Raw genomic sequence first — 21,516 nt, 5'->3', positions numbered from 1 at the left:
GTAATTCCTTAAAATGCAACCGTGGCTCGAGAGGTCGGACGCTTTCGTTCGAGACAAATATCGTGTATAGTAGGTGCGTTATGCATAAGATAGAGGAAGTAGTAAGAAGTATGGGAGGGAAAGATGATGCTAGAGTTTGACACGATTACGGCGATTTCGACGCCGATGGGTGAAGGGGCAATCGGAATCGTCCGCTTGTCCGGTGACCGCGCCGTCGAGACGGTGGGCCGTGTTTTTTCGGGAAAAGATTTGACGAAAGTGGAGTCACATACGATCCATTACGGAAAATTGAAACGTCCTGGCACGGACGAGGTCGTCGATGAAGTCATGGTGAGCATCATGCGCGCACCGAAGACGTTCACGCGAGAAGACGTCGTCGAAATCAATTGCCACGGAGGAATCGTCGCGGTCAATCGTGTCCTCGAACTGATTCTTGAACAACCGGACATCCGCTTGGCAGAACCGGGCGAGTTCACGAAACGCGCCTTTTTGAATGGACGGATTGATTTGTCGCAAGCCGAGGCTGTCATGGATTTGATTCGTGCTAAAACGGATCGGGCGATGAACGTCGCCATGTCACAGATGGAAGGACGCTTGTCACGGCTCGTCCGCGAGTTGCGTCAACTGTTGCTCGAGACGATTGCGGCGGTCGAGGTCAATATCGACTATCCGGAATACGACGCCGAAGAGATGACCCAGGCCATTGTCGAAGACAAGGCGGGCGAAGTGAAACGCGTGCTCGAGCAGTTGCTTGAGACGGCGCGACAAGGAAAAATTTTACGAGAGGGGCTCGCGACAGCGATTATCGGTCGGCCGAACGTCGGCAAATCTTCGCTCATGAACACGCTCGTACAAGAGACGAAAGCGATCGTCACGGAAATCGCCGGAACGACGCGCGATACGATTGAAGAGTATGTGAACGTCAAAGGCGTTCCGCTCAAATTGATTGATACGGCAGGGATTCGGGAGACGGAAGATATCGTCGAGCGGATTGGTGTCGAGAAATCGCGCAAGGCGCTCGCGGGCGCTGACTTGATTTTGCTCGTCTTGAACGGGCACGAAGGTCTGACTGTCGAGGATGAGGCCTTGTTTGAGGCGATCGCTGGTATGAATGCCATCATTATCATCAATAAGACGGACTTGCCACAAAGTATGGATTCTTCTAAGCTGGAGAAACTAGCGGCAGGTCGCCCGATTGTGGCGACGTCTCTCTTATTAGAAGAGGGAATCGACGCATTGGAGAAGGCAATCTCGAACTTGTTCTTCGCCAAAGGCGTCGAATCACAGGATATGACATATATCTCGAACGCACGACACATTCAGCTCATCAAACGGACAATCGAACAAATCGATGAGGCGCTCGGAAGCGCCGCCATGAATTTGCCGATTGATATGGTCCAAATCGATTTACGGCGGGCGTGGGATACGCTCGGCGAAATCAACGGGGACACTGTTCAAGAAAGTTTGATTGATCAACTCTTTTCACAGTTTTGTCTTGGGAAATAATAAGGAGGAACAACTATGGCTTACACGGCAGGCGAGTTTGATGTCATCGTCATCGGAGCCGGTCATGCGGGAATCGAGGCCGCACTGGCTTCGGCGCGCATGGGCGCGAAAACGGCGATGCTCACGATGAATCCGGATATGGTCGGATTCATGTACTGCAACCCATCGATCGGTGGTCCCGCGAAAGGGATTGTCGTTCGCGAAATTGACGCCCTCGGCGGCGAAATGGCGAAGGCGATCGATGCGACGTACATTCAAATGAAGATGCTCAACACATCAAAAGGTCCAGCGGTACGCGCATTACGGGCGCAAGCGGACAAATTCCAATACCAAAATCATATGAAGAAAGTGCTTGAAGACGAACCGAACCTATTGCTTCGCCAAGCACTCGTCGAACGACTTCTCATCGAAGACGGGAAAGTCGCCGGCGTCGTCACGAATACTGGTTCGGAGTACCGCTCGAAAGCGGTCATCGTCACGACCGGTACGTTCATGCGCGGTCAAATCATCATCGGCGAATTGTCGTATGAGAGCGGTCCGAACAACCAGATGCCTTCTGTCGAATTGTCGAAGCATTTAGAAGAGCTCGGGCTCGAACTCGTTCGTTTCAAGACGGGGACACCGCCACGCATCGACGGGAAGACGATTGATTACTCGAAGACGGAGATTCAACCAGGGGACGACAATCCGTCGCTCTTCTCGTACACGTCGACAGACCTTGATCCGATCGAGCAAATCCCGTGCTGGCTCACATATACGAGCGAGCGGACGCACCAGCTAATCGATGAGAACTTGCACCGTTCGCCGATGTACTCAGGCGCCATCAAAGGGACGGGCCCGCGTTACTGCCCATCGATTGAAGATAAAGTCGTCCGGTTCAACGATAAACCGCGTCACCAAATCTTCCTCGAGCCAGAAGGTCGCGATACAGAAGAGATTTACGTTCAAGGCTTCTCGACGAGTATGCCAGAAGACGTACAACATCAAATGCTCCGAACGATTCCAGGGCTTGAGAACTCAGAAATGATGCGTCCGGGATATGCGATTGAGTACGATGCGGTCGTGCCGACGCAACTTTGGCCGACACTCGAGACGAAGACGGTCGGCGGATTGTTCACGGCAGGTCAAATCAACGGGACGAGCGGCTATGAAGAAGCTGCCGGACAAGGCATCATGGCCGGAATCAACGCCGCATGCCAAGTGCTCGGCAAAGAGCCGGTCATCTTGGACCGCTCACAGGCGTATATCGGTGTCTTGATTGACGACCTCGTGACCAAAGGGACGAACGAGCCTTATCGTTTGCTCACATCACGTGCCGAATATCGGTTGCTTTTGCGTCACGACAATGCGGACCTTCGTTTGAGCGACATCGGTCACGAGGTCGGTTTATTGTCACCAGAGCGTCATGTCCACCTTGAAGATAAACGAGTCGCCATCGCGGCAGAAGTGAAGCGTCTCAACGGACTCGTCATCAAACCGTCCGCTGACGTGAACGCTGTGCTCGAAGAAGTCGGTGCGAACCCGCTCAAAGAAGCGACGCATGCCAACATCCTCTTGAAGCGTCCTGAAGTGACGTATGCGACGCTCATGCGCATTGCACCGGCTCCGATCGAAGTGCCGTTTGAAGTGGCGGAGCAAGTCGAGATTCAAGTGAAATACGAAGGCTACATCTCGAAGCAGCTTGAGCAAGTCGAGAAGATGCGTCGGATGGAAGAAAAACGGATTCCGGAGAAACTCGATTACGATGCAATCGGTGGTCTTGCGACGGAAGCGAAACAAAAACTAAAACAAGTTCGTCCGCTCTCGATTGGACAAGCGTCACGTATTTCCGGGGTAAACCCGGCGGACGTCTCGATCCTTCTTGTCTATATCGAGCAAGGACAATACGCGACAGTGGAGTGAAACGATGAACCAATCCCAATTTATTGAGGCGTTGCAGGCAGAAGGATTTGAATTGAGCGAGAAGCAACTCGCTCAATTTGAACGCTATTTCGAGATGCTCGTCGAGTGGAATGAGAAGATGAATTTGACGGCGATCACGGACAAGGAAGAAGTGTATTTGAAGCATTTCTACGACTCGCTCAGTGCGGCGTTCCATTTCGACTTCGCAAACGTCGAGACCGTATGTGACGTTGGTGCCGGGGCTGGATTCCCGAGTTTGCCGCTCAAAATTCTATTCCCGCACCTTCACGTGACGATTATCGACTCGCTTAACAAGCGAATCACGTTCTTGAACGAACTCGCGCTCGCGCTCAGGTTAGAAGGTGTCGCGTTCCATCACGGACGCGCCGAAGAGTTTGGAAAAAATAAAAAATTTCGTGAGCAATTTGACGTCGTAACCGCCCGTGCGGTTGCCCGGATGACGGTGCTCGCCGAGTACTGTTTACCGCTCGCAAAAGTCGGCGGAACGTTCGTAGCGCTCAAAGCGGCGAAAGTTTCCGACGAGCTGGTCGACGCGAAAAACGCCTTGGCCGTGCTCGGTGGGAAAGTAAAAACGACACACCAGTTCCTATTGCCAGGAGAGATGAGTGAGCGTAATATCGTAATTGTAGATAAATTACGAAAAACGCCTGGGAAATATCCACGTAAAGCGGGTACCCCGGCGAAAGAGCCGCTAATCTGAGTAATCGTGTTTCACGTGAAACTAAAAGCAGATTCCGGTAGTGGAATCTGCTTATTTTTTACATAGAGGGGTGCCGACGTTGAAGAAAACATTTGCTAAACTGTTCGGAAGTCGTCAAGAAGTGGCGGTTACAGAAATCGCAGAGGTCAAACCGAATGATGCGGTTCAAGAAATCGCGTTATCGTTGCTTCTCCCGAACCGTTATCAACCGCGTAAAGTATTCGAGCCGGCTAAAATTGAAGAATTGGCCGTTACGATTGACGAGCATGGTCTCTTGCAACCGATCGTCGTCCGGAAAGCAGAAGAGGGGCGCTACGAGATTATCGCAGGGGAACGCCGCTTCCGCGCTGTCAAATCGCTTGGATGGTCTGTCATTCCGGCCATCGTTCGGGACATGGATGACGATACGACTACCGCTTTAGCCTTGATTGAGAATTTGCAACGGGAACAGCTCAGTCCGATTGAGGAAGCGGAGGCATACGGCCGTCTACTCGCCATGAAAGGTCTGACGCAAGACGCGCTCGCGAAGAGTCTCGGGAAGAGCCAGTCGACGATTGCCAATAAACTACGCCTGTTGAAATTGCCGAACGACGTCAAGCAATGTTTGCGTGACCGCCAAATCAATGAACGTCACGCTCGGGCGCTCTTGCCGCTAAAAGAGGAAGGCCTGCAGCTCCAAGTGCTCATGGAGATTTTAGAACAGGACTTTAACGTCAAAGAGACGGAAGAACGCGTCGCCTTCTTGACGACACCGATTGAAGAAGAGAAGCGGAAACCGAAAAAGCAGCGCCGTCGGACGAAAAGTTTCGCCAGAGATACGCGAATCGCCCTCAATACAATCCGGGACTCGGTCAGTTTGATCGGGAAGTCCGGGATTGAAGTCCAGACCGAGGAAGTCGAAGAAGACGAATTTGTTGAAATTCGGATTCGAATCCCGAAAGCACGGCCACAAAAGTGAGCCTGTGCTTTTTTTATAGCTATCAGTCAGCAGGAATGGAGGAATCATGATGGAACGGTTACCGATTAAACACATTCGTCCCAACCCGAACCAGCCCCGCAAGCAGTTCGAACCAGAAAAGCTAGACGAACTCCGACAGTCGATTGAGCGTTACGGCGTGTTACAACCGATCGTCGTCCGCAAAGCGAGCGGGTTTTATGAAATCATCGCCGGAGAGCGCCGGTTCCAAGCCGCGCAATTGGCCGGCAAGACGGATATCCCGGCATTGATTGTCACGGCCGACTCGGATCGCGTCATGGAACTCGCCTTGATTGAGAACATTCAACGTGCCGACTTGAACGCGATCGAAGAAGCGCTCGCCTACGAACAGTTGATGCAGACGCTCGGATTGACCCAGCAACAGCTCGCCGAACGCGTCGGTAAGAGTCGGAGCCACGTGACGAACAGCCTGAGACTGCTCCGGTTGCCGAGCGCGGTCCAGCATGCGGTCATGGTCGGCGAGCTGACCATGGGCCACGCCCGGGCGATTACGGGCATGAAATCAGTGCAGGCGATGGAACAAATCGCCCGTCGCGTCATCGCCGAGCAATGGACGGTCCGCCGACTCGAGCGCTATTTACAAAAAGAGCGCATTGAAAAAAAGACGCTCAAACGCTCGGACGCCGACGTGGAAGCCGTCGAGGCGGTGCTAGCGGAACGTCTTCAAATGGATGTATCGATTCGCCCGCGTCGAAAAGGGGGCGTCCTCGAGCTGAAGTATTTCTCGCAAGACGATTTGGAACATCTATTGACGTTGTTATCGCCTCAAGATTTCGATTCGTCACGAGACTGACGAAGTCGGGTGATGGCCGCCTCTTCTTGATGAAGCCGCCCGATGCGTGAGTCGAACTCGACGAACCCGTCGGTGATGAAACGGGCCAGCTCATAGACGAGGTGGAGGCGCGTGTTTTGCAAAATCATCATTTCCATGAAGCCACTTACGTTGACGACGGCTTTGATGTTGTATTCGCCGACCGAAGGGAGTTCTTTTTGAACACCGGCACCTGGGGCGAGCGGTCCTTCTGAGAAGAAGATATAACCGACACTCGACAAGCGACCGAGGCAAGCGTCGATGGCGATGATGAGGGGGCGATGGAACCGTGTCTGAATCTCATGGAGCGTCTCGACAAGGTTCAGCGCATGGACCGGTTTTGTCAACGTGCCGTACACATGGATATTGCGGACAAAGCGCTCCTCAAGGAACGTGCCGACGAGCGGTCCGAGCGAGTCACCGGTGGAACGGTCGGAGCCGATACAAACGAGGACGATCGGACGATGCGTCTCCTTTGCCAACTGATCATGCAGTTGATCGGCAAAGAGCTTGGATCCACTCCGTTCGGTATGTTCGATGAAGAAAGAGTATGGTTTATGAGGTTTTAGGCGGAACGGCATGAATCTCATCCTCTCTTCTAAGCTGCCTGCGTCTAGTTGCAATTGCGGAATGAAACCGTATTATCCCATTCCCGGAACACCGAAACTTATAACGTCCGGATGTAGGGTTTGAGAAAAGTCGTTAATTATGGTTTGATGGGTTAGAATCTATAACGCTAGAGGTGACAACATGGCTTCACAAAATACAGATACAAACTTAAGCACGGTAGCCGACGAAACGATGGATAGTGTCAATCGGTTCGTCGCCTATTTCCAAGACACGGAGATGTGGATCGGTCTCGGTATCAAATTGACCGGTGTCGCACTCATCATCTTGGCACTTTATGTGGCGTCACGCATTTTGACGTCGATGGTCCAACGCGTGTTCGCAATGCGTAAAATTAAAGAGCATGATATCGTGACACAACGGCAAAATGAGACGCTGTCAAAATTGGCCCAAAACACGATTCGTTACGTGCTTGGCCTGATTATGATTTTGACGGTGCTCGGACAGTTCGGCGTCAATATCGCCGGTTTGATCGCATCGGCCGGGGTCGCCGGTCTGGCCATCTCGTTCGGCGCGCAAAACTTGGTGAAGGACGTCATTACGGGTGCGTTCATCATCTTTGAGAACCAGTATAAGAACGGGGATTACGTCAATTTAAATCAACAAGTCGACGGCACCGTCATCGAAGTCGGGATTCGGACGACGAAGTTGAAAGGGTTGAACGGACAAGTGACGATCATCCCGAACGGACAGATCATGCAAGTGACGAACTACTCGCTCGAGAACAGCGTCGCGGTCGTCGATATCGGTGTCGCCTATGAAGAAGACATGGCTAAAGTCGAGCAGGCGTTGAAAGAGATTGCGAAGACGGTCGAGGAGAAATATCACGACTTGTTCATCGAACCAATTACGCTCGCCGGAGTGCAGTCGCTCGGGCCATCAGAAGTCGTCTATCGTCTCATGGCCGAAGTTCCGCCGACGCAACACTTTGCGGCCGGTCGGATTTTGCATAAAGAGTTGAAGGCCGGATTAGACGAGCGCGGAATCGAAATCCCGTATCCGCGGACTGTCATGATGCCGCCAACCACATCGACTAAAGGAGCGCCCGAAAATGCAGGCTAAATCGTATGAGTTAAACGATTTTGTAGAAATGAAGAAACCGCACGCTTGTCAGACGAACCGCTGGCAAGTGACACGGGTCGGAATGGATATTCGCATCAAGTGTCAAGGATGCGGGGCGAGTGTACTCATGCCGCGCCGAGACTTTGATAAGCGATTGAAAAAAGTGCTTCCACAAGAGAACGCCGCTGAATAAGTGGCGTTTTTCTCTATGTTACAACCGTGAGTTGCGGTTTAATCGAGGACTAACTATAATTGTGAAGGATGTGACGGTGTGGTGTACTGAACGTACCCACTCCACAGACGGATCAACATTTCCCGGGAAAGCCGGATGAGGAGGAAATACAAGTGGGATTAACAGCAGGAATCGTCGGATTACCGAACGTCGGGAAATCGACATTATTTAACGCCATCACGCAAGCCGGTGTAGAGGCAGCCAACTATCCGTTCGCGACTATCGACCCGAACGTTGGGGTCGTCGAAGTACCGGACGCGCGTCTTGACCGGTTGACGGAACTCGTCAAACCGAAGAAGACCGTACCGACCGCATTTGAGTTTACAGACATCGCCGGAATCGTAAAAGGTGCGTCAAAAGGGGAAGGGCTCGGAAACAAATTCCTGGCTAACATCCGTGAAGTCGACGCGATTTGCCAAGTCGTCCGTTGCTTTGAAGATGACAACATCACACACGTCGCGGGTAAAGTCTCACCGATCGATGACATCACGACCATCAACCTCGAATTGATTTTGGCCGACCTTGAATTGGTCGAGAAACGCATCACACGCGTTCAAAAAATGGTCAAGTCGAAAGACAAAGGCGCAGCTCAAGAGCTCGAAGCACTTGAAATCGTTCAAGCAGTCCTCGAATCGGAGCGCCCGGCTCGTGTTGCTGAATTGACAGAGGATCAACTCGCTATCGTCAAACATTTCCAGTTGCTCACGATGAAGCCGATGCTTTACGTCGCGAACGTGAGTGAGGACGAAGTGGCTGACGCGGACCAAAATCCTTACGTCCAAGCAGTTCGTGAACACGCCGCGACAGAAGAGGCGAAAGTAATCGTCATCTGTGCTCGCATCGAGGAAGAAATCTCAGAACTCGAGCCAGAAGAGCGCCTTGAGTTCTTGCAAGACCTCGGCATCGAAGAGTCGGGGCTCGATCAATTGATTCGTGCCGCCTACTCGACGCTCGGTCTCGCCACATACTTCACGGCTGGTGAGAAAGAAGTGCGCGCCTGGACGTTCAAGCAAGGCATGAAAGCTCCACAATGTGCGGGCGTCATCCACTCTGACTTTGAACGTGGGTTCATCCGTGCCGAAGTCGTATCGTATGAAGACTTGTCAGCTGCCGGCAACATGACGGCAGTTAAAGAACAAGGGAAACTTCGCTCAGAAGGAAAAGAATACGTCTTCCAAGACGGCGATGTTGTCACGTTCCGCTTCAACGTTTAAGCCATTTTCCGCAAACGTATTGTAAAATGAACAGAAGTTTGATAGTATATTATGACGTGAGTAAAACAATTGTTTGCTCCTTGCTCCTACAACCGGTAGGAGCCGTTAGTCCAAGAGGAGGTGAAAGATAATGCGTAAATACGAACTTCTTTACATTATCCGTCCATCAGTTGATGAGGAAGCTAAGAAAGCTTTAATCGAACGCTTCAACAACGTCATCACTGAAAACGGTGGTACTGTTGATAAAACAACAGACATGGGTAAACGTCGTCTCGCTTACGAAATCAACAAGATGCGCGAAGGACACTACGTTCTTCTCAACATCACTGCTGAGCCTAAAGCGATTCAAGAAACAGAGCGTCTCATGAAGATCTCTGATGACGTTGTCCGTCAAATGACAACTAAAGACGAGCGTTAATTCTTAACGCTTCATATTGCGAAAGGGGAGCTTTGAGATGATTAACCGAGTTGTGTTAGTTGGTCGATTGACACGCGATCCAGAAATGCGTTATACGCAGAGCGGGATTGCCGTAACTCGCTTCACTCTCGCTTGCGATCGTCCATTCACTGGACAAGATGGGAAGCGCGAGGCGGACTTTATTGATTGTGTCGTTTGGCGCAAACAAGCAGAGAACGTAGCACAATATTTGAAAAAAGGCAGCATGGCCGGCGTAGACGGTCGCCTTCAAATCAGTAGTTACGAAGGTCAAGATGGCCAACGTCGTTACCGGGCAGAAGTCGTAGCCGATAGCGTACGCTTCCTTGAACCACGCGGTGCCTCAGGGCAACGTGATACAGCACCGGCTGGAGATGTCTTCGGTGGTGGTGAGTCAAGTGGGTCAGGATGGGGCGCAGCCGCTTCTTCGACTTCATCTCAGTCCTCGAACTCAAACAAAGGTTTTGAAGCCGACCCATTCTCGGGTGGCGGAAAAATCGACTTATCGGATGACGATCTGCCATTTTGATCGCGCCGATTCGAAAACTAAACTAAAAAGGAGGTCTTCACATGGCACGTCGTCCAGGAGGTCGTCGTCGTCGTAAAGTATGTTTCTTTACGTCGAACAACATCACTCATATCGATTATAAAGACGTAGAATTGCTCAAACGCTTCGTTTCGGAGCGTGGTAAAATTCTTCCACGTCGTGTGACTGGTACTTCAGCGAAATACCAACGTCCACTTACTGTCGCTATCAAGCGCTCACGTCAAATGGCTTTGCTTCCATACGTTGCAGAGTAATTTTTGACACACGGCTTATCCCTCGGGATAGGTCGTTTTTTGTTTTCCGAGCCGATGTAGGAGTGTAAGTGAAACGGACGGATATGGTATGATAGAGCAGAAACCATTTAGATATCATGGGTGGAACACCACTCATTTTAGGAGGCACACATGTACAGTGGTGAAGCAATAACATCAGTGAAGAACCAGTACGCGCGTCACGCCGTTCCATATGTGATTGGACTGCTTGTCGCGTTAGGATTGGCGTTCTACAGCATTGTGGCGGCAATCACCCTGTTCGTGGGCACGCTGATTTTTTTCATCTATCAGCAAGTGACGATTCGACGAGAACGCAAGGCGTGGGAACAATACGTCCATTCTTTGTCGCATCGAATCGAAGACGTCGGGAAAGAAGCGCTCACCGGCATGCCGATTGGGATTCTCGTCTTTGACGAAACTCGTCGCATCAGCTGGTTCAATGAACAGTCTCGACTCATCTTTGAGCTCGAGATGGAACTCGGGATCTCGATCGATTCGATTCACTCGGCGTTCACCGAGTTGATTGAGGAAGAAGAGGACGAGGCGACCATCGAAGTCGGAGACCGCGTTTATCGGGTCCTCTACAATAAGGAATATCAGACCCTTTACTTGTTCGACATGACGGATGAGGCAGAGATTGAACAAAAATACTCGGAAACGCAGACGGTGATCGGCGTCTTATACTTAGACAACTATGACGAGATGTCAACCGCTGTGGATGAACAGGTCCGGAGTGAAATCAATCGACGCGTGACCGTCCTCTTGAACCAATGGGCTCAAAAATACCACATCTATATGCGTCGAACGGCAGCCGATCGTTTCTTTCTCGTGATGAACGAACGGACGCTCTCCGAACTCGAGAACAATCGATTCTCGATTCTCGATGAGGTCCGTGAGGCGACGAAAGAGCATAAAATTCCGCTCACACTCTCCATCGGCATCGGTTGCGGAGAGACGACGCTGACGGAACTGGGGAACTTGTCGCAATCGAGCCTTGATTTAGGGCTCGGACGCGGCGGGGATCAAGTCGTCGTCAAACGTCATAACGGGAAAGTCCGCTTTTTCGGCGGCAAGACGAACCCGACCGAGAAACGGACCCGGGTTCGCGCCCGCGTCATCTCGAACTCGATGCGCGATTTGATTCGGGAGTCGAGCCGTGTCCTGATCATGGGTCATAAAAACCCGGATATGGACTCGCTCGGCGCCTCAATCGGCATCATGAAACTGGCTGAATTTGTCGGACGTGAGGCGTACGTCGTCATCCCGGCCGGCGAGACGAGCGTTGGGATCCAACGTCTCGTCAATGAAGTCGAAAACGACGAAGAGCTGTATAGCCGTTTTTTGACCGAGTTCGAGGCTCAACCCCTCATCGACGAACAGACGCTCCTCGTCGTCGTCGATACGCACCGGCCGTCGCTCGTCATCTCGCGGGATATTCTAGACCGCGCGGAACGGGTCGTCGTCATCGACCACCATCGCCGTGGTGAAGAGTTCATTGAAGATCCGGTCCTCGTCTATATGGAGCCGTACGCATCCTCGACGTGCGAACTCGTAACGGAGTTGATCGAGTATCAGGCCGGTACGCGCAAGCTATCGATTTTAGAAGCGACGTCGCTCCTCGCAGGTATGGTGGTCGACACGAAAGGATTCACCTTGCGGACCGGGTCGCGGACGTTCGATGCCGCTTCCTTCCTTCGGATTCAAGGGGCAGACACCGTGCTCGTCCAGCACTTCATGCGGCAAGACCTCGATTCGTATATCGAACAGTCTCATATTCTCGAAAACACGGACATCTATTCCGACGGCATGGCGATCGCCGTCGCCTCGGACGATGAAGTGCACCATCAAGTGTTGATCGCCCAAGCCGCTGACCAGCTCCTTAATATGGAGGGCGTCAAAGCATCGTTCGTCATCGCCGTCTTACCCGACGGCCGAACCGGCATTAGTGCCCGTTCGCTCGGTGATGTCAACGTCCAAGTCATCATGGAGATGCTGGACGGGGGCGGTCATTTGACGAATGCGGCGACACAATTGAACGTGAGCCCGGAACAGGCGAAAACGTTATTACAAGAAGCGATTGATCATTATATGACAGATGAAACAGAGGGAGAGGATTCTGAATGAAAGTCATTTTAAAAGTAGATGTAAAAGGTCAAGGTAAAGCTGGTGACGTCAAAGACGTCGCGGACGCTTACGCGAAGAACGTACTCTTTAAAAAGAACTTGGCGGTCGAAGCGACACCGGGTAACTTGAAGGCGTTCGCCGCAAAAGAGCGACGCGCCGAAGAAGCGGCTGAAGCAGAATTGAAACAAGCCCAGCAGTTGAAGGACAAGCTTGAAAAAGAGACGATCGTCGTCAAGACGAAGTCAGGTGAGGGCGGTCGCGTCTTCGGATCGGTCACGAGCAAACAAATCGGTGAAGCGTTGAAAGGGATGGGCTACAAGATCGACAAGCGTAAAATCGAGCTCGAACACCCAATCAAAGCGCTCGGGTTTACGAAAGTGCCGGTGAAGTTGCACCACGACGTCACGGCTATGTTAAACGTTCATGTTCAAGAAGCGTGAAGGTGAGGTAGACACGTATGAGTGATGCGATTCAAGTCAATACCCCGCCACATAGCGTCGAAGCGGAACAAGCTGTCCTCGGGGCCGTCATTCTCGATTCCGATCGGCTGATCACGGCCTCGGAACGGGTCGACCCGGACGACTTTTATCGTGTCAGCCATCAACGGATCTTTGAGGCGATGCTGAAAATCAATGACCGGGGCGAACTCGTCGATTTGGTCACGCTCAGTTCGGAGCTTCAAGCCCAAGGTATTCTCGATGAGATCGGTGGATTGAACTATTTGGCGGAAATCGCCGAGGCGGTTCCAGCCATCGGGAACATCGGGTATTATTTGAACGTCGTCGATCAAAAGGCGGCACTCCGCCGCTTGATTCGGACTGCGACGAATATCGTCTCGGACGGCTATGAACGCCAAGACGAGGTCGATGCCGTCCTGTCAGACGCCGAGCGGAACATTTTAAAGGTCTCGCAACGAAAAGGGCAGTCAAGCTTCCATCCAATCGGCTCCGTCTTATCGGACGCCTACTCGACGATTGAAAAACTGCACCAATCGAGTGGCGAAATCACCGGTATCGCGACGGGGTTCAGCGATCTCGACAAGATGACGGCCGGTTTCCAACGCAACGACCTCATTATCGTCGCGGCCCGTCCTTCCGTCGGGAAGACGGCTTTCGCCCTCAACATCTCGCAAAACGTGGCCGTCCGTACTGGCGAGAACGTCGCCATCTTCAGTTTGGAGATGGGCGCCGAGCAGCTCGTCATGCGGATGCTCTGTGCGGAAGGCAATATCGACGCCCAGCGCCTACGGACGGGTCGTCTTGAGGCCGAGGACTGGGGGCGGCTCTCGCTCGCCATGTCGTCGCTGTCACAAGCCGGGATTTATATCGATGATACGCCGGGTCTTCGCGTCAACGAGATTCGGGCCAAGTGCCGCCGCTTGAAACAAGAGCACGGCCTCGGTATGATCATGATTGACTACTTGCAGCTCATCGTCGGGAACGGCAAGCCGGGCGAGAACCGGCAGCAAGAAGTCTCGGAAATCTCGCGTACGCTCAAAGCGATCGCGCGTGAGCTTCAAGTGCCGGTCATCGCCTTGTCACAGCTCTCACGTGGTGTTGAGAGCCGTCAAGACAAGCGGCCGATGATGTCGGATATCCGGGAATCCGGGGCGATTGAGCAAGATGCCGATATCGTCGCGTTCTTGTACCGGGATGACTATTACGATAAAGAGAGTGAAGACGCCAACACGATCGAGATCATCATCGCCAAGCAGCGTAACGGTCCGACGGGGACGGTCAAACTCTCATTCCGAAAAGAATACAATAAATTCGTCAACATGGAGACGCAAGCCTTTGCGCCGCCGATGTAGGACGAATGATTCTGCCAAAGGCGACGTCACGAGACGTCGTCTTTTTTGGTCGGCCTTTAGACCTAAACGTATCTTGAATTTAAAGAATTCCATCATCGAACGAGAAATGACACGTCAATAACGAACGAAAGGTTACAACTTAAAAATATCGTTCGGTATTAGGTTGACTTTCAACAAGAGCAAGTGTACACTTACGGATGGTTTGAATAGAACGTTTATCTACAAGGAGGATTCATTATGTCATCAGTAGTCGTAGTGGGAACGCAGTGGGGCGATGAAGGTAAAGGGAAAATCACGGACTTCTTATCGAAGCAGGCCGAGGTCGTCGCGCGTTATCAAGGGGGAGACAACGCTGGTCATACAATCGTCTTCAACGATACGAAGTATAAACTTCACTTGATTCCATCGGGGATCTTCTACTCGGACAAAACATGTGTCATCGGGAACGGGATGGTCGTCAATCCGAAATCACTCGTCACGGAGCTCGCGTATTTGCACGAGCGCGGTGTGAGCACGGATAACCTCCGCATCTCGAACCGGGCCCACGTCATCTTGCCGTATCACCAGTTGCAGGACAAGCTCGAAGAGGACGCGAAAGGCGACGCCAAAGTCGGGACGACACTTAAAGGGATCGGTCCTTGCTACATGGACAAAGCGGCGCGCATCGGGATTCGCATCGCCGACCTGCTCGACAAAGAAGTGTTCGCCGAGAAGCTCAAGACGGTCCTCGCGATTAAAAACCGCATGTTCGTGAAGATGTACGAAGTCGATGCGATCGAATTCGATGACATCTTCGAAGAATACTATGCGTACGGCCAACAGTTTGCCAAGTACGTATGTGATACATCGGTCGTGTTGAACAACGCGCTCGACGAAGAACAGAAAGTGCTCTTCGAAGGCGCACAAGGTGTATTGCTAGACATCGACCACGGAACGTACCCGTTCGTCACATCATCGAACGCGGCTTCAGGCGGCGTATCGAGCGGTGCCGGTATCGGTCCATCGAAGATCCATCACGTCGTCGGCGTCTGTAAGGCGTACACGTCACGCGTCGGAGACGGCCCGTTCCCGACCCAGCTTGACGATGAAATCGGTCACACGATCCGTGAAGTCGGAAAAGAGTACGGTACGACGACAGGACGTCCGCGTCGCGTCGGTTGGTTCGACTCGGTTGTCGTCCGCCACTCGCGCCGCGTCAGCGGCATCACAGACCTTTGCCTCAACTCGATTGACGTGTTGACAGGTCTTGAGACGCTCAAGATTTGTACGGCTTATGAGTTCGAAGGCAAGCTCCTCGACGAGTACCCGCCGAACTTCCGCGTGCTCGAACAGTGCAAGCCGGTGTTCGAAGAGCTCCCAGGCTGGACAGAAGACATCACAGGCATCCGCAAGTTCGAAGACTTGCCGGTGAACGCACAGAACTACGTCAAGCGCATCGAAGCGTTGACGGGTATCGAATTGTTGACGTTCTCGGTCGGACCGGCACGTGAGCAGACGGTCATTTTGCGTGACATTTACGAAGCATAAGACAGAGAGCCCTCGTGGCTCTCTTTTCATTTCCACGGAAATGGACCACGCTTTCTAACCTATAGAAAAAGAGTTACAATGTAGACATGTACGTTTAACGATAAGAGGAGGACTCACTGAATGGATCGTACGATTTTAGTGGTAGATGACGAACAACCAATTGCAGATATATTGAAGTTTAAGCTTGAAAAAGAAGGATACCAAGTCCACGTCGCATATGACGGGGAAGAGGCGCTCGTGAAAGTCGAAGAAGTCAAACCGGATTTGATTTTGCTCGACATCATGCTGCCGCTCAAAGACGGCATGGAAGTGTGCCGTGAAGTCCGTAAGAAGTACGACATGCCAATCATCATGTTGACGGCGAAAGACTCTGAGATCGATAAAGTGCTCGGACTTGAGCTCGGTGCCGACGATTACGTCACAAAGCCGTTCAGCTCACGCGAGCTTTTGGCCCGCGTCAAGGCGAACATGCGCCGTCACGCAACGGCTCCGGCCCCAGAGACGAAAGGTGCCAATGACAACGATATCGTGATCGGTGATTTGACGATTCATCCGGATTCGTACATGGTCACGAAACGGGAAGAGAAAATCGAATTGACACACCGTGAGTTCGAGCTCATCCATTACCTCGCCCAAAACATCGGGCAAGTCATGACGCGGGAGCATTTGCTCCAGACGGTGTGGGGCTATGACTACTTCGGCGATGTCCGTACGGTCGACGTGACAGTCCGCCGGTTGCGTGAGAAAGTCGAAGACAATCCATCGACGCCGACGTATATCATCACGCGCCGTGGTGTCGGGTACTATTTAAAAGCAGGGGAAGAAGACTAAACGATGAAACGGACGAACTTCTTTAAATCTATCCAGTGGAAGCTCGTCGTCATCTATGCGCTGCTCATTCTTGTTGCGATGCAAGTCATCGGAGTGTACTTCGTACGCTCCCTCGAACGACAATACATCAACAACTTCTCGCAGTCGCTCGTCGATCGAGCCAACCTTCTGAGCTATAACGTCAGTGAAGGGATCGCATCGAACGGTGGTGACTCGACCTCGGACCAGCAGTTGAACCAGGTACTGGATCAACTGCTGTCTGAGTTTACGGAGAGCACGACGCTAGCTGACGACATTCGCGAAGTCCAGATTATCGACACGAACAGTGTCGTCCGGGCGACGTCGAACCCGAACAACCAGAGTCTCGTCGGACAACGGACGGCGAACTCGTTCATTCAAAAATCATTCGCGACGAGCGGGGCGCAAGAGACGCTCGTCTATGAAGACTCGAACGAACGCATGCGCGTCGTCGCCGTTCCGATCAAATCAGAAGTCGATGGGACGACGACCGGTATGATTTATATCGAGGCGTCGATGCAGTCTATCTACAATCAGATGGAACAAGTGACCCGGATCCTCGCGACCGGGACGCTCATCGCCCTCATCATCACGTCGATTCTTGGGATTTTGCTGTCACGGACGATTACGCGACCGATTGCGGATATGCGTCGTCAAGCCGTCGAGATGCGAAAAGGGAACTTCTCGCGGAAAGTTAAAGTCTATTCCGATGACGAGGTCGGTCAACTCGCCTACGCCTTCAACGAATTGACCGATGAGCTGATGGAAGCGAATGCCACGACCGAGGCCGAGCGACGCCGTTTGACGAGCGTCCTCGAGAATATGTCGGACGGGGTCGTCGCGACGGACCGCTCGCTCCGGGTCATCTTGATGAACGACCAGGCCCGTGACATGATTGGGCTCGCCGAAGAAGAGGCGATGGGTGCGAACCTACAGAACCTGCTCGAGTTTGACGATGAGATCGTCATCCCGGAAGACGGGACGATGCCGCCGAAACTGATCGACCTCAGTACGGACGAAGAGCTGTTCCTCGTCCGCGCCTACTTCTCGCCGATTCAAAAGCATAGTGGACCGATCACCGGTCTGATCGTCGTCTTGCACGACGTGACCGAGCAAGAACAAGTCGAGCAAGACCGCCGTGAGTTCGTCGCGAACGTCAGCCACGAGCTGCGGACGCCGCTCACGACGATGCGGAGTTACCTCGAAGTGCTCGCGGAAGGCGCATATAAGGACGACGAGCTTGCCCCGCGCTTCCTCGAGACAACACAAAACGAGACGGAGCGGATGATTCGCCTCGTCAACGACTTGTTGCAACTGTCGAAGATGGACAGCAAAGAGTATACGATGCAAAAAGTGAAGTTCGATTTTATCCAGTTCTTTAACGACATCATCGAGCGACATGAGATGACGAAAGGTGAGACGATTCAGTTCCGCCGTAAGCTCATGAAGCGTCGCGTATACGTCCATGCCGATCAAGACAAGATGACGCAGGTCATCGATAACATCATCACGAACGCCGTCAAGTTCTCGCCGGAAGGCGGGACGATCACGTTCCGGACAATGCTCCGTGCCAAACGGCTCGTCATCGGCATTAAAGATGAAGGAGTCGGTATCCCGAAATCGAACTTGAAAAAAATCTTTGAACGGTTCTATCGGGTCGACAAAGCCCGGGCTCGCAATATCGGCGGGACCGGACTCGGTCTATCAATCGCCAAAGAAGTCGTTTCCGCCCATGGCGGCGACATCTGGGCCGAGAGTGAGTTCGGACGTGGGACGACGATTTACTTCACCATCCCGTTCGATACGATCGTGGAGGTGAATGACTGATGGAACGACCACGCTTCTTGGCGAAGCCAGAACTAGTGAAATCGCTCGTCTTGCTCACCTTGATCGTCACGTCCATCGTCCAAACGGTCATCCTCTGGGATTACCATCCGAAGTATCAGTCGGTCCAATCGGAGACGCAAGTCGCGACGGTGGATGAGTCGTTGCAGCGCCAGACGCGTCAAGTCATTGTGCCGGCCCAAACGGTCGTCCATGAGAACAACGCCGTCTTTGCAACGAAGAACACGCCGAAGCAGATTATGCGCGTCATCCGTGAATCGTTCGAAGCGAGCGAGTTCAAACCACTCGCCGTCAAGAACGTCCCGAGTTTGTATGCGGGCGTCGACGAGGCCGTCGAATTGATTTTACCGGAAGCGTATTATGCGGACACGCTCAGCTACATGCTCCCGGGCTCGTACAGCCTGTCCGGGAAAGTGCCGCAACGCGCCCTCATCTTCATGGAGGACGACACGTGGCGTATCCGTACCATCATGAGCGACCAGTCGCTCTGGGAAGGCCGCTTGTCGAAAGTCGGACAAGGGGACGTCAACAGCCTGTTCTTGAAAGATTCGGACCGGGCGATGCGACGTGTCACGTATACGGATGAACGCGTCAACTATATCCCGGTCGTCGGACCGGAGATGAATGAGCTGTTCGCCTATGACGTGTCTCAAATTCAAATCTCGGCGCGCCTCGACTGGATGCGCGATACGTTCTTCCCGGGTGACCCGAACGTGCAGGAAGTCGATCCGGCCAGCTCTGTTGGCGCCCTCACGAACGGGATTAGCGTCGCCGAGTACGATGCGAACCTGAACGCGAGCCGCTACCGTAACTTGTCGCGCAATAGCACGGAACAAGAGTCGGTCATCGGACTCGACACGATCGTCGAGTTCGTCAACTTCCACGGGGGTTGGGTCGATGAGACGTCGGAGAGCCAAGGGTTGTCGCTTCGCTTCGATGCGATTACCCCGGCCAATCAAGGGTTTGAGACGACCGTGTTCCGGTTTCACGTGAACGGTTTCCCGGTGTTCAGTCAACGGGAGGCGTTCATCAACAACGACGCCGTCGATTTGTCGACGCTGCGTGTCGAGAACGACGGGACGCAAGTCCGGTCGATCACCCGGCACCATCTCGAAATCGATCGTTTGATTTCGGTCGGGACGACGCAGCTCGCGGATGGACAAGATGTGGTTGATACGCTCGTCAACGCAGGACGATTTGAAAACGTGACCGAGATTCGTCTCGGCTATGAGATTGAATACAATGAAGACACGAGCCGTTACGTCACGTTCTCCCCGAACTGGTTCGTTCGGGAAGCCGGAAGATGGATTCCATTCGATCAACCGGAGGACTGGACAGAAAGGATGATGTATCGTGGACTGGAGTAAAGCGAAAACGATTCTCCTCTTCGCCTTCCTCGCGCTGAACATCTACCTGTTGTTCCAGCTCTTGACGGAAACGTGGGCGACGGAGGTCGTGACGAACGACAATACGTCAATCGCGCAAATCTTGGACCAACGCAACGTCGATGCGTCGAAGTTGCCACGGATGGGGCGGGATATCGGCTATTTGACGGGATCGTCGGAACAGATGTCGGCCTCGATGATCACGCAGAATCGGGAAGCTCAACTGGCGACGACACTCGACAACATGCAGCTCGAAGTCGAGCTCAAGCAACCCGTCCCGCTCGATCAAAATGACTTGCGGACGACCGCGGCGACGTTCGTCTCAGAGTACGTCCCGTTCGGTTCCGAATATGCGTACTGGCGATATGACGCCGAGACGCGTCAAGTCGCTTTCGTGCAGACGTATGAAAATAATAAAATTTTCTCGAACCCCGAAATCAACGGGGAGACGGAACAGTACATCGGTCCGTCGCTTTTATTGCTTCAACTGAACGAAGCGTTCGAAGTGACCGACTATAAACAACGTCATTTGACGAACTTGACCTCGAAGTCGCAAGACGACCTCGTTTTGACGGCGAGTGAGGCGATTTCGCAACTCGCGGCCCGGAAGTACTTCCAGCCGAATCAAGAGATGCGGGCCATCAATACGGGCTTCTATAGCCTGCCACTCGACAGTACCGGCAGTTTGATTATCATGCCGCCTCTCTGGTCGATCACGATTGACGAGTCTGTCTATTTCGTCAATGCGATCGACGGGACTGTCGAACGGGTCGAATTTGATTCAGAAGAATGAAAGGAGTGATCGAGTGACTTTACGCTATAGTGTGCTTGCGAGCGGTTCGACCGGGAACGCCCTCTACATTGAGACGGAACGGGCGAAATTGCTCGTCGATGCCGGATTGACCGGGAAGGCGATGCAACAACGCATCACCGAGATCGGCCGGTCGTTTGACGGGATCGATGCACTGCTCGTCACGCATGAGCACTCCGACCATATTAAAGGTGTCGGGATTCTCGCTCGAAAATATAATTTACCGATTTACGCGAACGCGAAGACGTGGGACGCGATGGAATCCTTGATTGGGAAAATCGACCCGGCTTTGAAGTTTCACTTCGAGGTGGGGGAGATTAAACAGTTCGGGGATATCGAGATTGAGTCGTTCAACGTCAGCCATGATGCGGCCGACCCGATGTTCTACCATTTCGCCCATGACGGACGACGCCTCGCCCATATCACCGACACGGGTTATGTGTCCGATCGGATGAAAGGTGTCATCCGTGGGGCCGATGATTTCATTTTCGAGTCGAACCACGACGTCTCGATGCTCCAGATGGGTCGTTACCCGTGGAGCGTCAAGCGCCGGATTCTCGGGGACTACGGTCACGTCTCGAACGAAGACGCGGCCATCGCGATGAGCGAGGTCATTGGGGATCAGACGAAACGGATTTATTTGGCTCACCTCAGTAAAGATAACAACATGAAAGAACTCGCTCAAATGAGCGTCTCGCAAACACTCGGGACGCGTGATGTCGACCTCGGTCGCATCAAATTGTGCGATACCGACCCATCGACCCCCACTTCGCTCGTTTCTTTATAAGCGAACTTGGGAAAAGACAGATAACACACTGTCTTGAAAGGGGGACGCGTC

Annotated in this window: 21 protein-coding genes; 20 read left to right on the top strand and 1 reads right to left on the bottom strand. The window is 52.7% G+C overall.

What is annotated here, in order from left to right; all coding sequences use genetic code 11:
• The first annotated feature begins 126 nt into the window (after positions 1–126).
• From mnmE to KNP72_RS09955, 5 genes are all read left to right on the top strand, one after another.
• The gene (mnmE, locus tag KNP72_RS09975) at positions 127–1,506 is read left to right on the top strand and encodes a tRNA uridine-5-carboxymethylaminomethyl(34) synthesis GTPase MnmE (RefSeq protein ID WP_021067853.1); all 1,380 of its coding nucleotides are present in this window, start codon (positions 127–129) and stop codon (positions 1,504–1,506) included.
• A gap of 15 nt (positions 1,507–1,521) precedes the next feature.
• Entirely contained in the window at positions 1,522–3,408 is a 1,887-nt protein-coding gene (gene mnmG / locus KNP72_RS09970; RefSeq protein ID WP_214833113.1) for a tRNA uridine-5-carboxymethylaminomethyl(34) synthesis enzyme MnmG, read from the top strand.
• Between the two features lie 4 nt (positions 3,409–3,412).
• Positions 3,413–4,129 carry a 16S rRNA (guanine(527)-N(7))-methyltransferase RsmG gene (gene rsmG, locus KNP72_RS09965; RefSeq protein WP_214833111.1) on the top strand — a complete coding sequence of 239 codons (717 nt, stop codon included), beginning with the start codon at positions 3,413–3,415 and terminating at the stop codon, positions 4,127–4,129.
• Positions 4,130–4,208: 79 nt separating this feature from the next.
• Complete coding sequence (gene noc, locus KNP72_RS09960) at positions 4,209–5,087, top strand: nucleoid occlusion protein (protein WP_214833109.1); 879 nt, start codon at positions 4,209–4,211, stop codon at positions 5,085–5,087.
• A gap of 49 nt (positions 5,088–5,136) precedes the next feature.
• Positions 5,137–5,919, top strand: coding sequence for a ParB/RepB/Spo0J family partition protein (locus KNP72_RS09955; protein ID WP_029596439.1), 783 nt, complete (start codon positions 5,137–5,139; stop codon positions 5,917–5,919).
• Here KNP72_RS09955 and yyaC read toward each other — a convergent pair.
• The gene (gene yyaC / locus KNP72_RS09950; RefSeq protein ID WP_021067858.1) at positions 5,892–6,518 is read right to left on the bottom strand and encodes a spore protease YyaC; all 627 of its coding nucleotides are present in this window, start codon (positions 6,516–6,518) and stop codon (positions 5,892–5,894) included. The two genes, KNP72_RS09955 and yyaC, sit on opposite strands and share 28 nt — an antisense overlap.
• Positions 6,519–6,687: 169 nt before the next feature.
• On the opposite strand from yyaC, the gene KNP72_RS09945 reads away from it, so the two are divergent.
• The 15 genes from KNP72_RS09945 to KNP72_RS09875 all read left to right on the top strand — a co-directional run bounded on the left by KNP72_RS09945 (position 6,688) and on the right by KNP72_RS09875 (position 21,465).
• Entirely contained in the window at positions 6,688–7,626 is a 939-nt protein-coding gene (locus KNP72_RS09945; RefSeq protein WP_214833107.1) for a mechanosensitive ion channel family protein, read from the top strand.
• Complete coding sequence (locus KNP72_RS09940) at positions 7,616–7,819, top strand: DUF951 domain-containing protein (protein WP_034780313.1); 204 nt, start codon at positions 7,616–7,618, stop codon at positions 7,817–7,819. The genes KNP72_RS09945 and KNP72_RS09940 overlap by 11 nt, the downstream gene beginning before the upstream one ends.
• A 152-nt stretch (positions 7,820–7,971) precedes the next feature.
• Positions 7,972–9,072 (top strand): redox-regulated ATPase YchF, encoded by a 1,101-nt coding sequence (gene ychF / locus KNP72_RS09935; RefSeq protein WP_034780315.1) that lies wholly within the window; start codon positions 7,972–7,974, stop codon positions 9,070–9,072.
• Between the two features lie 130 nt (positions 9,073–9,202).
• Positions 9,203–9,490, top strand: coding sequence for a 30S ribosomal protein S6 (gene rpsF, locus KNP72_RS09930; protein WP_021067861.1), 288 nt, complete (start codon positions 9,203–9,205; stop codon positions 9,488–9,490).
• Between the two features lie 37 nt (positions 9,491–9,527).
• The gene (gene ssb / locus KNP72_RS09925) at positions 9,528–10,037 is read left to right on the top strand and encodes a single-stranded DNA-binding protein (RefSeq protein WP_021067862.1); all 510 of its coding nucleotides are present in this window, start codon (positions 9,528–9,530) and stop codon (positions 10,035–10,037) included.
• A gap of 41 nt (positions 10,038–10,078) precedes the next feature.
• Positions 10,079–10,309, top strand: coding sequence for a 30S ribosomal protein S18 (gene rpsR / locus KNP72_RS09920; RefSeq protein ID WP_015880232.1), 231 nt, complete (start codon positions 10,079–10,081; stop codon positions 10,307–10,309).
• Between the two features lie 150 nt (positions 10,310–10,459).
• A complete protein-coding gene (locus KNP72_RS09915) occupies positions 10,460–12,451 on the top strand; it encodes a DHH family phosphoesterase (protein ID WP_138860243.1) in 1,992 nt (663 codons plus the stop codon).
• Entirely contained in the window at positions 12,448–12,891 is a 444-nt protein-coding gene (gene rplI, locus KNP72_RS09910; RefSeq protein WP_214718796.1) for a 50S ribosomal protein L9, read from the top strand. The genes KNP72_RS09915 and rplI overlap by 4 nt, the downstream gene beginning before the upstream one ends.
• A gap of 17 nt (positions 12,892–12,908) precedes the next feature.
• Positions 12,909–14,261 (top strand): replicative DNA helicase, encoded by a 1,353-nt coding sequence (dnaB, locus tag KNP72_RS09905; protein WP_021067865.1) that lies wholly within the window; start codon positions 12,909–12,911, stop codon positions 14,259–14,261.
• A gap of 237 nt (positions 14,262–14,498) precedes the next feature.
• Positions 14,499–15,788 (top strand): adenylosuccinate synthase, encoded by a 1,290-nt coding sequence (locus KNP72_RS09900; protein ID WP_021067866.1) that lies wholly within the window; start codon positions 14,499–14,501, stop codon positions 15,786–15,788.
• 120 nt (positions 15,789–15,908) lie between these two features.
• A complete protein-coding gene (gene yycF, locus KNP72_RS09895; protein ID WP_021067867.1) occupies positions 15,909–16,619 on the top strand; it encodes a response regulator YycF in 711 nt (236 codons plus the stop codon).
• Between the two features lie 3 nt (positions 16,620–16,622).
• Positions 16,623–18,464 carry a cell wall metabolism sensor histidine kinase WalK gene (walK, locus tag KNP72_RS09890; protein ID WP_214833105.1) on the top strand — a complete coding sequence of 614 codons (1,842 nt, stop codon included), beginning with the start codon at positions 16,623–16,625 and terminating at the stop codon, positions 18,462–18,464.
• Complete coding sequence (gene yycH, locus KNP72_RS09885) at positions 18,464–19,849, top strand: two-component system activity regulator YycH (RefSeq protein ID WP_214833103.1); 1,386 nt, start codon at positions 18,464–18,466, stop codon at positions 19,847–19,849. Before walK ends, yycH begins: the two co-directional genes overlap by 1 nt.
• Positions 19,836–20,660: a two-component system regulatory protein YycI gene (locus KNP72_RS09880; RefSeq protein ID WP_214833101.1), complete on the top strand. Its 825-nt coding sequence runs from the start codon at positions 19,836–19,838 to the stop codon at positions 20,658–20,660. The genes yycH and KNP72_RS09880 overlap by 14 nt, the downstream gene beginning before the upstream one ends.
• Positions 20,661–20,673: 13 nt before the next feature.
• On the top strand, positions 20,674–21,465 hold the full coding sequence (locus KNP72_RS09875; RefSeq protein ID WP_214718789.1) for an MBL fold metallo-hydrolase: 792 nt from the start codon (positions 20,674–20,676) through the stop codon (positions 21,463–21,465).
• The last annotated feature ends 51 nt before the right edge of the window (positions 21,466–21,516 follow it).

This window comes from Exiguobacterium sp. s152, from assembly GCF_018618335.1.
In the GTDB taxonomy this organism is placed as follows: Bacteria; Bacillota; Bacilli; order Exiguobacteriales; family Exiguobacteriaceae; genus Exiguobacterium; species Exiguobacterium chiriqhucha.
Note: the sequence above shows the minus strand (reverse complement) of the source record. Positions and strands in the feature narration are given on the sequence as shown.

What these genes read in the sequence shown, in the direction of transcription:
- rsmG (WP_214833111.1), top strand. Translation starts at nt 3,413, where the DNA reads ATGAACCAATCCCAATTTATTGAGGCGTTGCAGGCAGAAGGATTTGAA.
- KNP72_RS09940 (WP_034780313.1), top strand. Translation starts at nt 7,616, where the DNA reads ATGCAGGCTAAATCGTATGAGTTAAACGATTTTGTAGAAATGAAGAAA.
- dnaB (WP_021067865.1), top strand. Translation starts at nt 12,909, where the DNA reads ATGAGTGATGCGATTCAAGTCAATACCCCGCCACATAGCGTCGAAGCG.
- walK (WP_214833105.1), top strand. Translation starts at nt 16,623, where the DNA reads ATGAAACGGACGAACTTCTTTAAATCTATCCAGTGGAAGCTCGTCGTC.
- mnmE (WP_021067853.1), top strand. Translation starts at nt 127, where the DNA reads ATGCTAGAGTTTGACACGATTACGGCGATTTCGACGCCGATGGGTGAA.
- KNP72_RS09900 (WP_021067866.1), top strand. Translation starts at nt 14,499, where the DNA reads ATGTCATCAGTAGTCGTAGTGGGAACGCAGTGGGGCGATGAAGGTAAA.
- rpsF (WP_021067861.1), top strand. Translation starts at nt 9,203, where the DNA reads ATGCGTAAATACGAACTTCTTTACATTATCCGTCCATCAGTTGATGAG.
- yyaC (WP_021067858.1), bottom strand. Translation starts at nt 6,518, where the DNA reads ATGCCGTTCCGCCTAAAACCTCATAAACCATACTCTTTCTTCATCGAA.
- rplI (WP_214718796.1), top strand. Translation starts at nt 12,448, where the DNA reads ATGAAAGTCATTTTAAAAGTAGATGTAAAAGGTCAAGGTAAAGCTGGT.
- yycF (WP_021067867.1), top strand. Translation starts at nt 15,909, where the DNA reads ATGGATCGTACGATTTTAGTGGTAGATGACGAACAACCAATTGCAGAT.
- ssb (WP_021067862.1), top strand. Translation starts at nt 9,528, where the DNA reads ATGATTAACCGAGTTGTGTTAGTTGGTCGATTGACACGCGATCCAGAA.
- KNP72_RS09955 (WP_029596439.1), top strand. Translation starts at nt 5,137, where the DNA reads ATGGAACGGTTACCGATTAAACACATTCGTCCCAACCCGAACCAGCCC.
- mnmG (WP_214833113.1), top strand. Translation starts at nt 1,522, where the DNA reads ATGGCTTACACGGCAGGCGAGTTTGATGTCATCGTCATCGGAGCCGGT.
- yycH (WP_214833103.1), top strand. Translation starts at nt 18,464, where the DNA reads ATGGAACGACCACGCTTCTTGGCGAAGCCAGAACTAGTGAAATCGCTC.
- rpsR (WP_015880232.1), top strand. Translation starts at nt 10,079, where the DNA reads ATGGCACGTCGTCCAGGAGGTCGTCGTCGTCGTAAAGTATGTTTCTTT.
- KNP72_RS09915 (WP_138860243.1), top strand. Translation starts at nt 10,460, where the DNA reads ATGTACAGTGGTGAAGCAATAACATCAGTGAAGAACCAGTACGCGCGT.
- KNP72_RS09945 (WP_214833107.1), top strand. Translation starts at nt 6,688, where the DNA reads ATGGCTTCACAAAATACAGATACAAACTTAAGCACGGTAGCCGACGAA.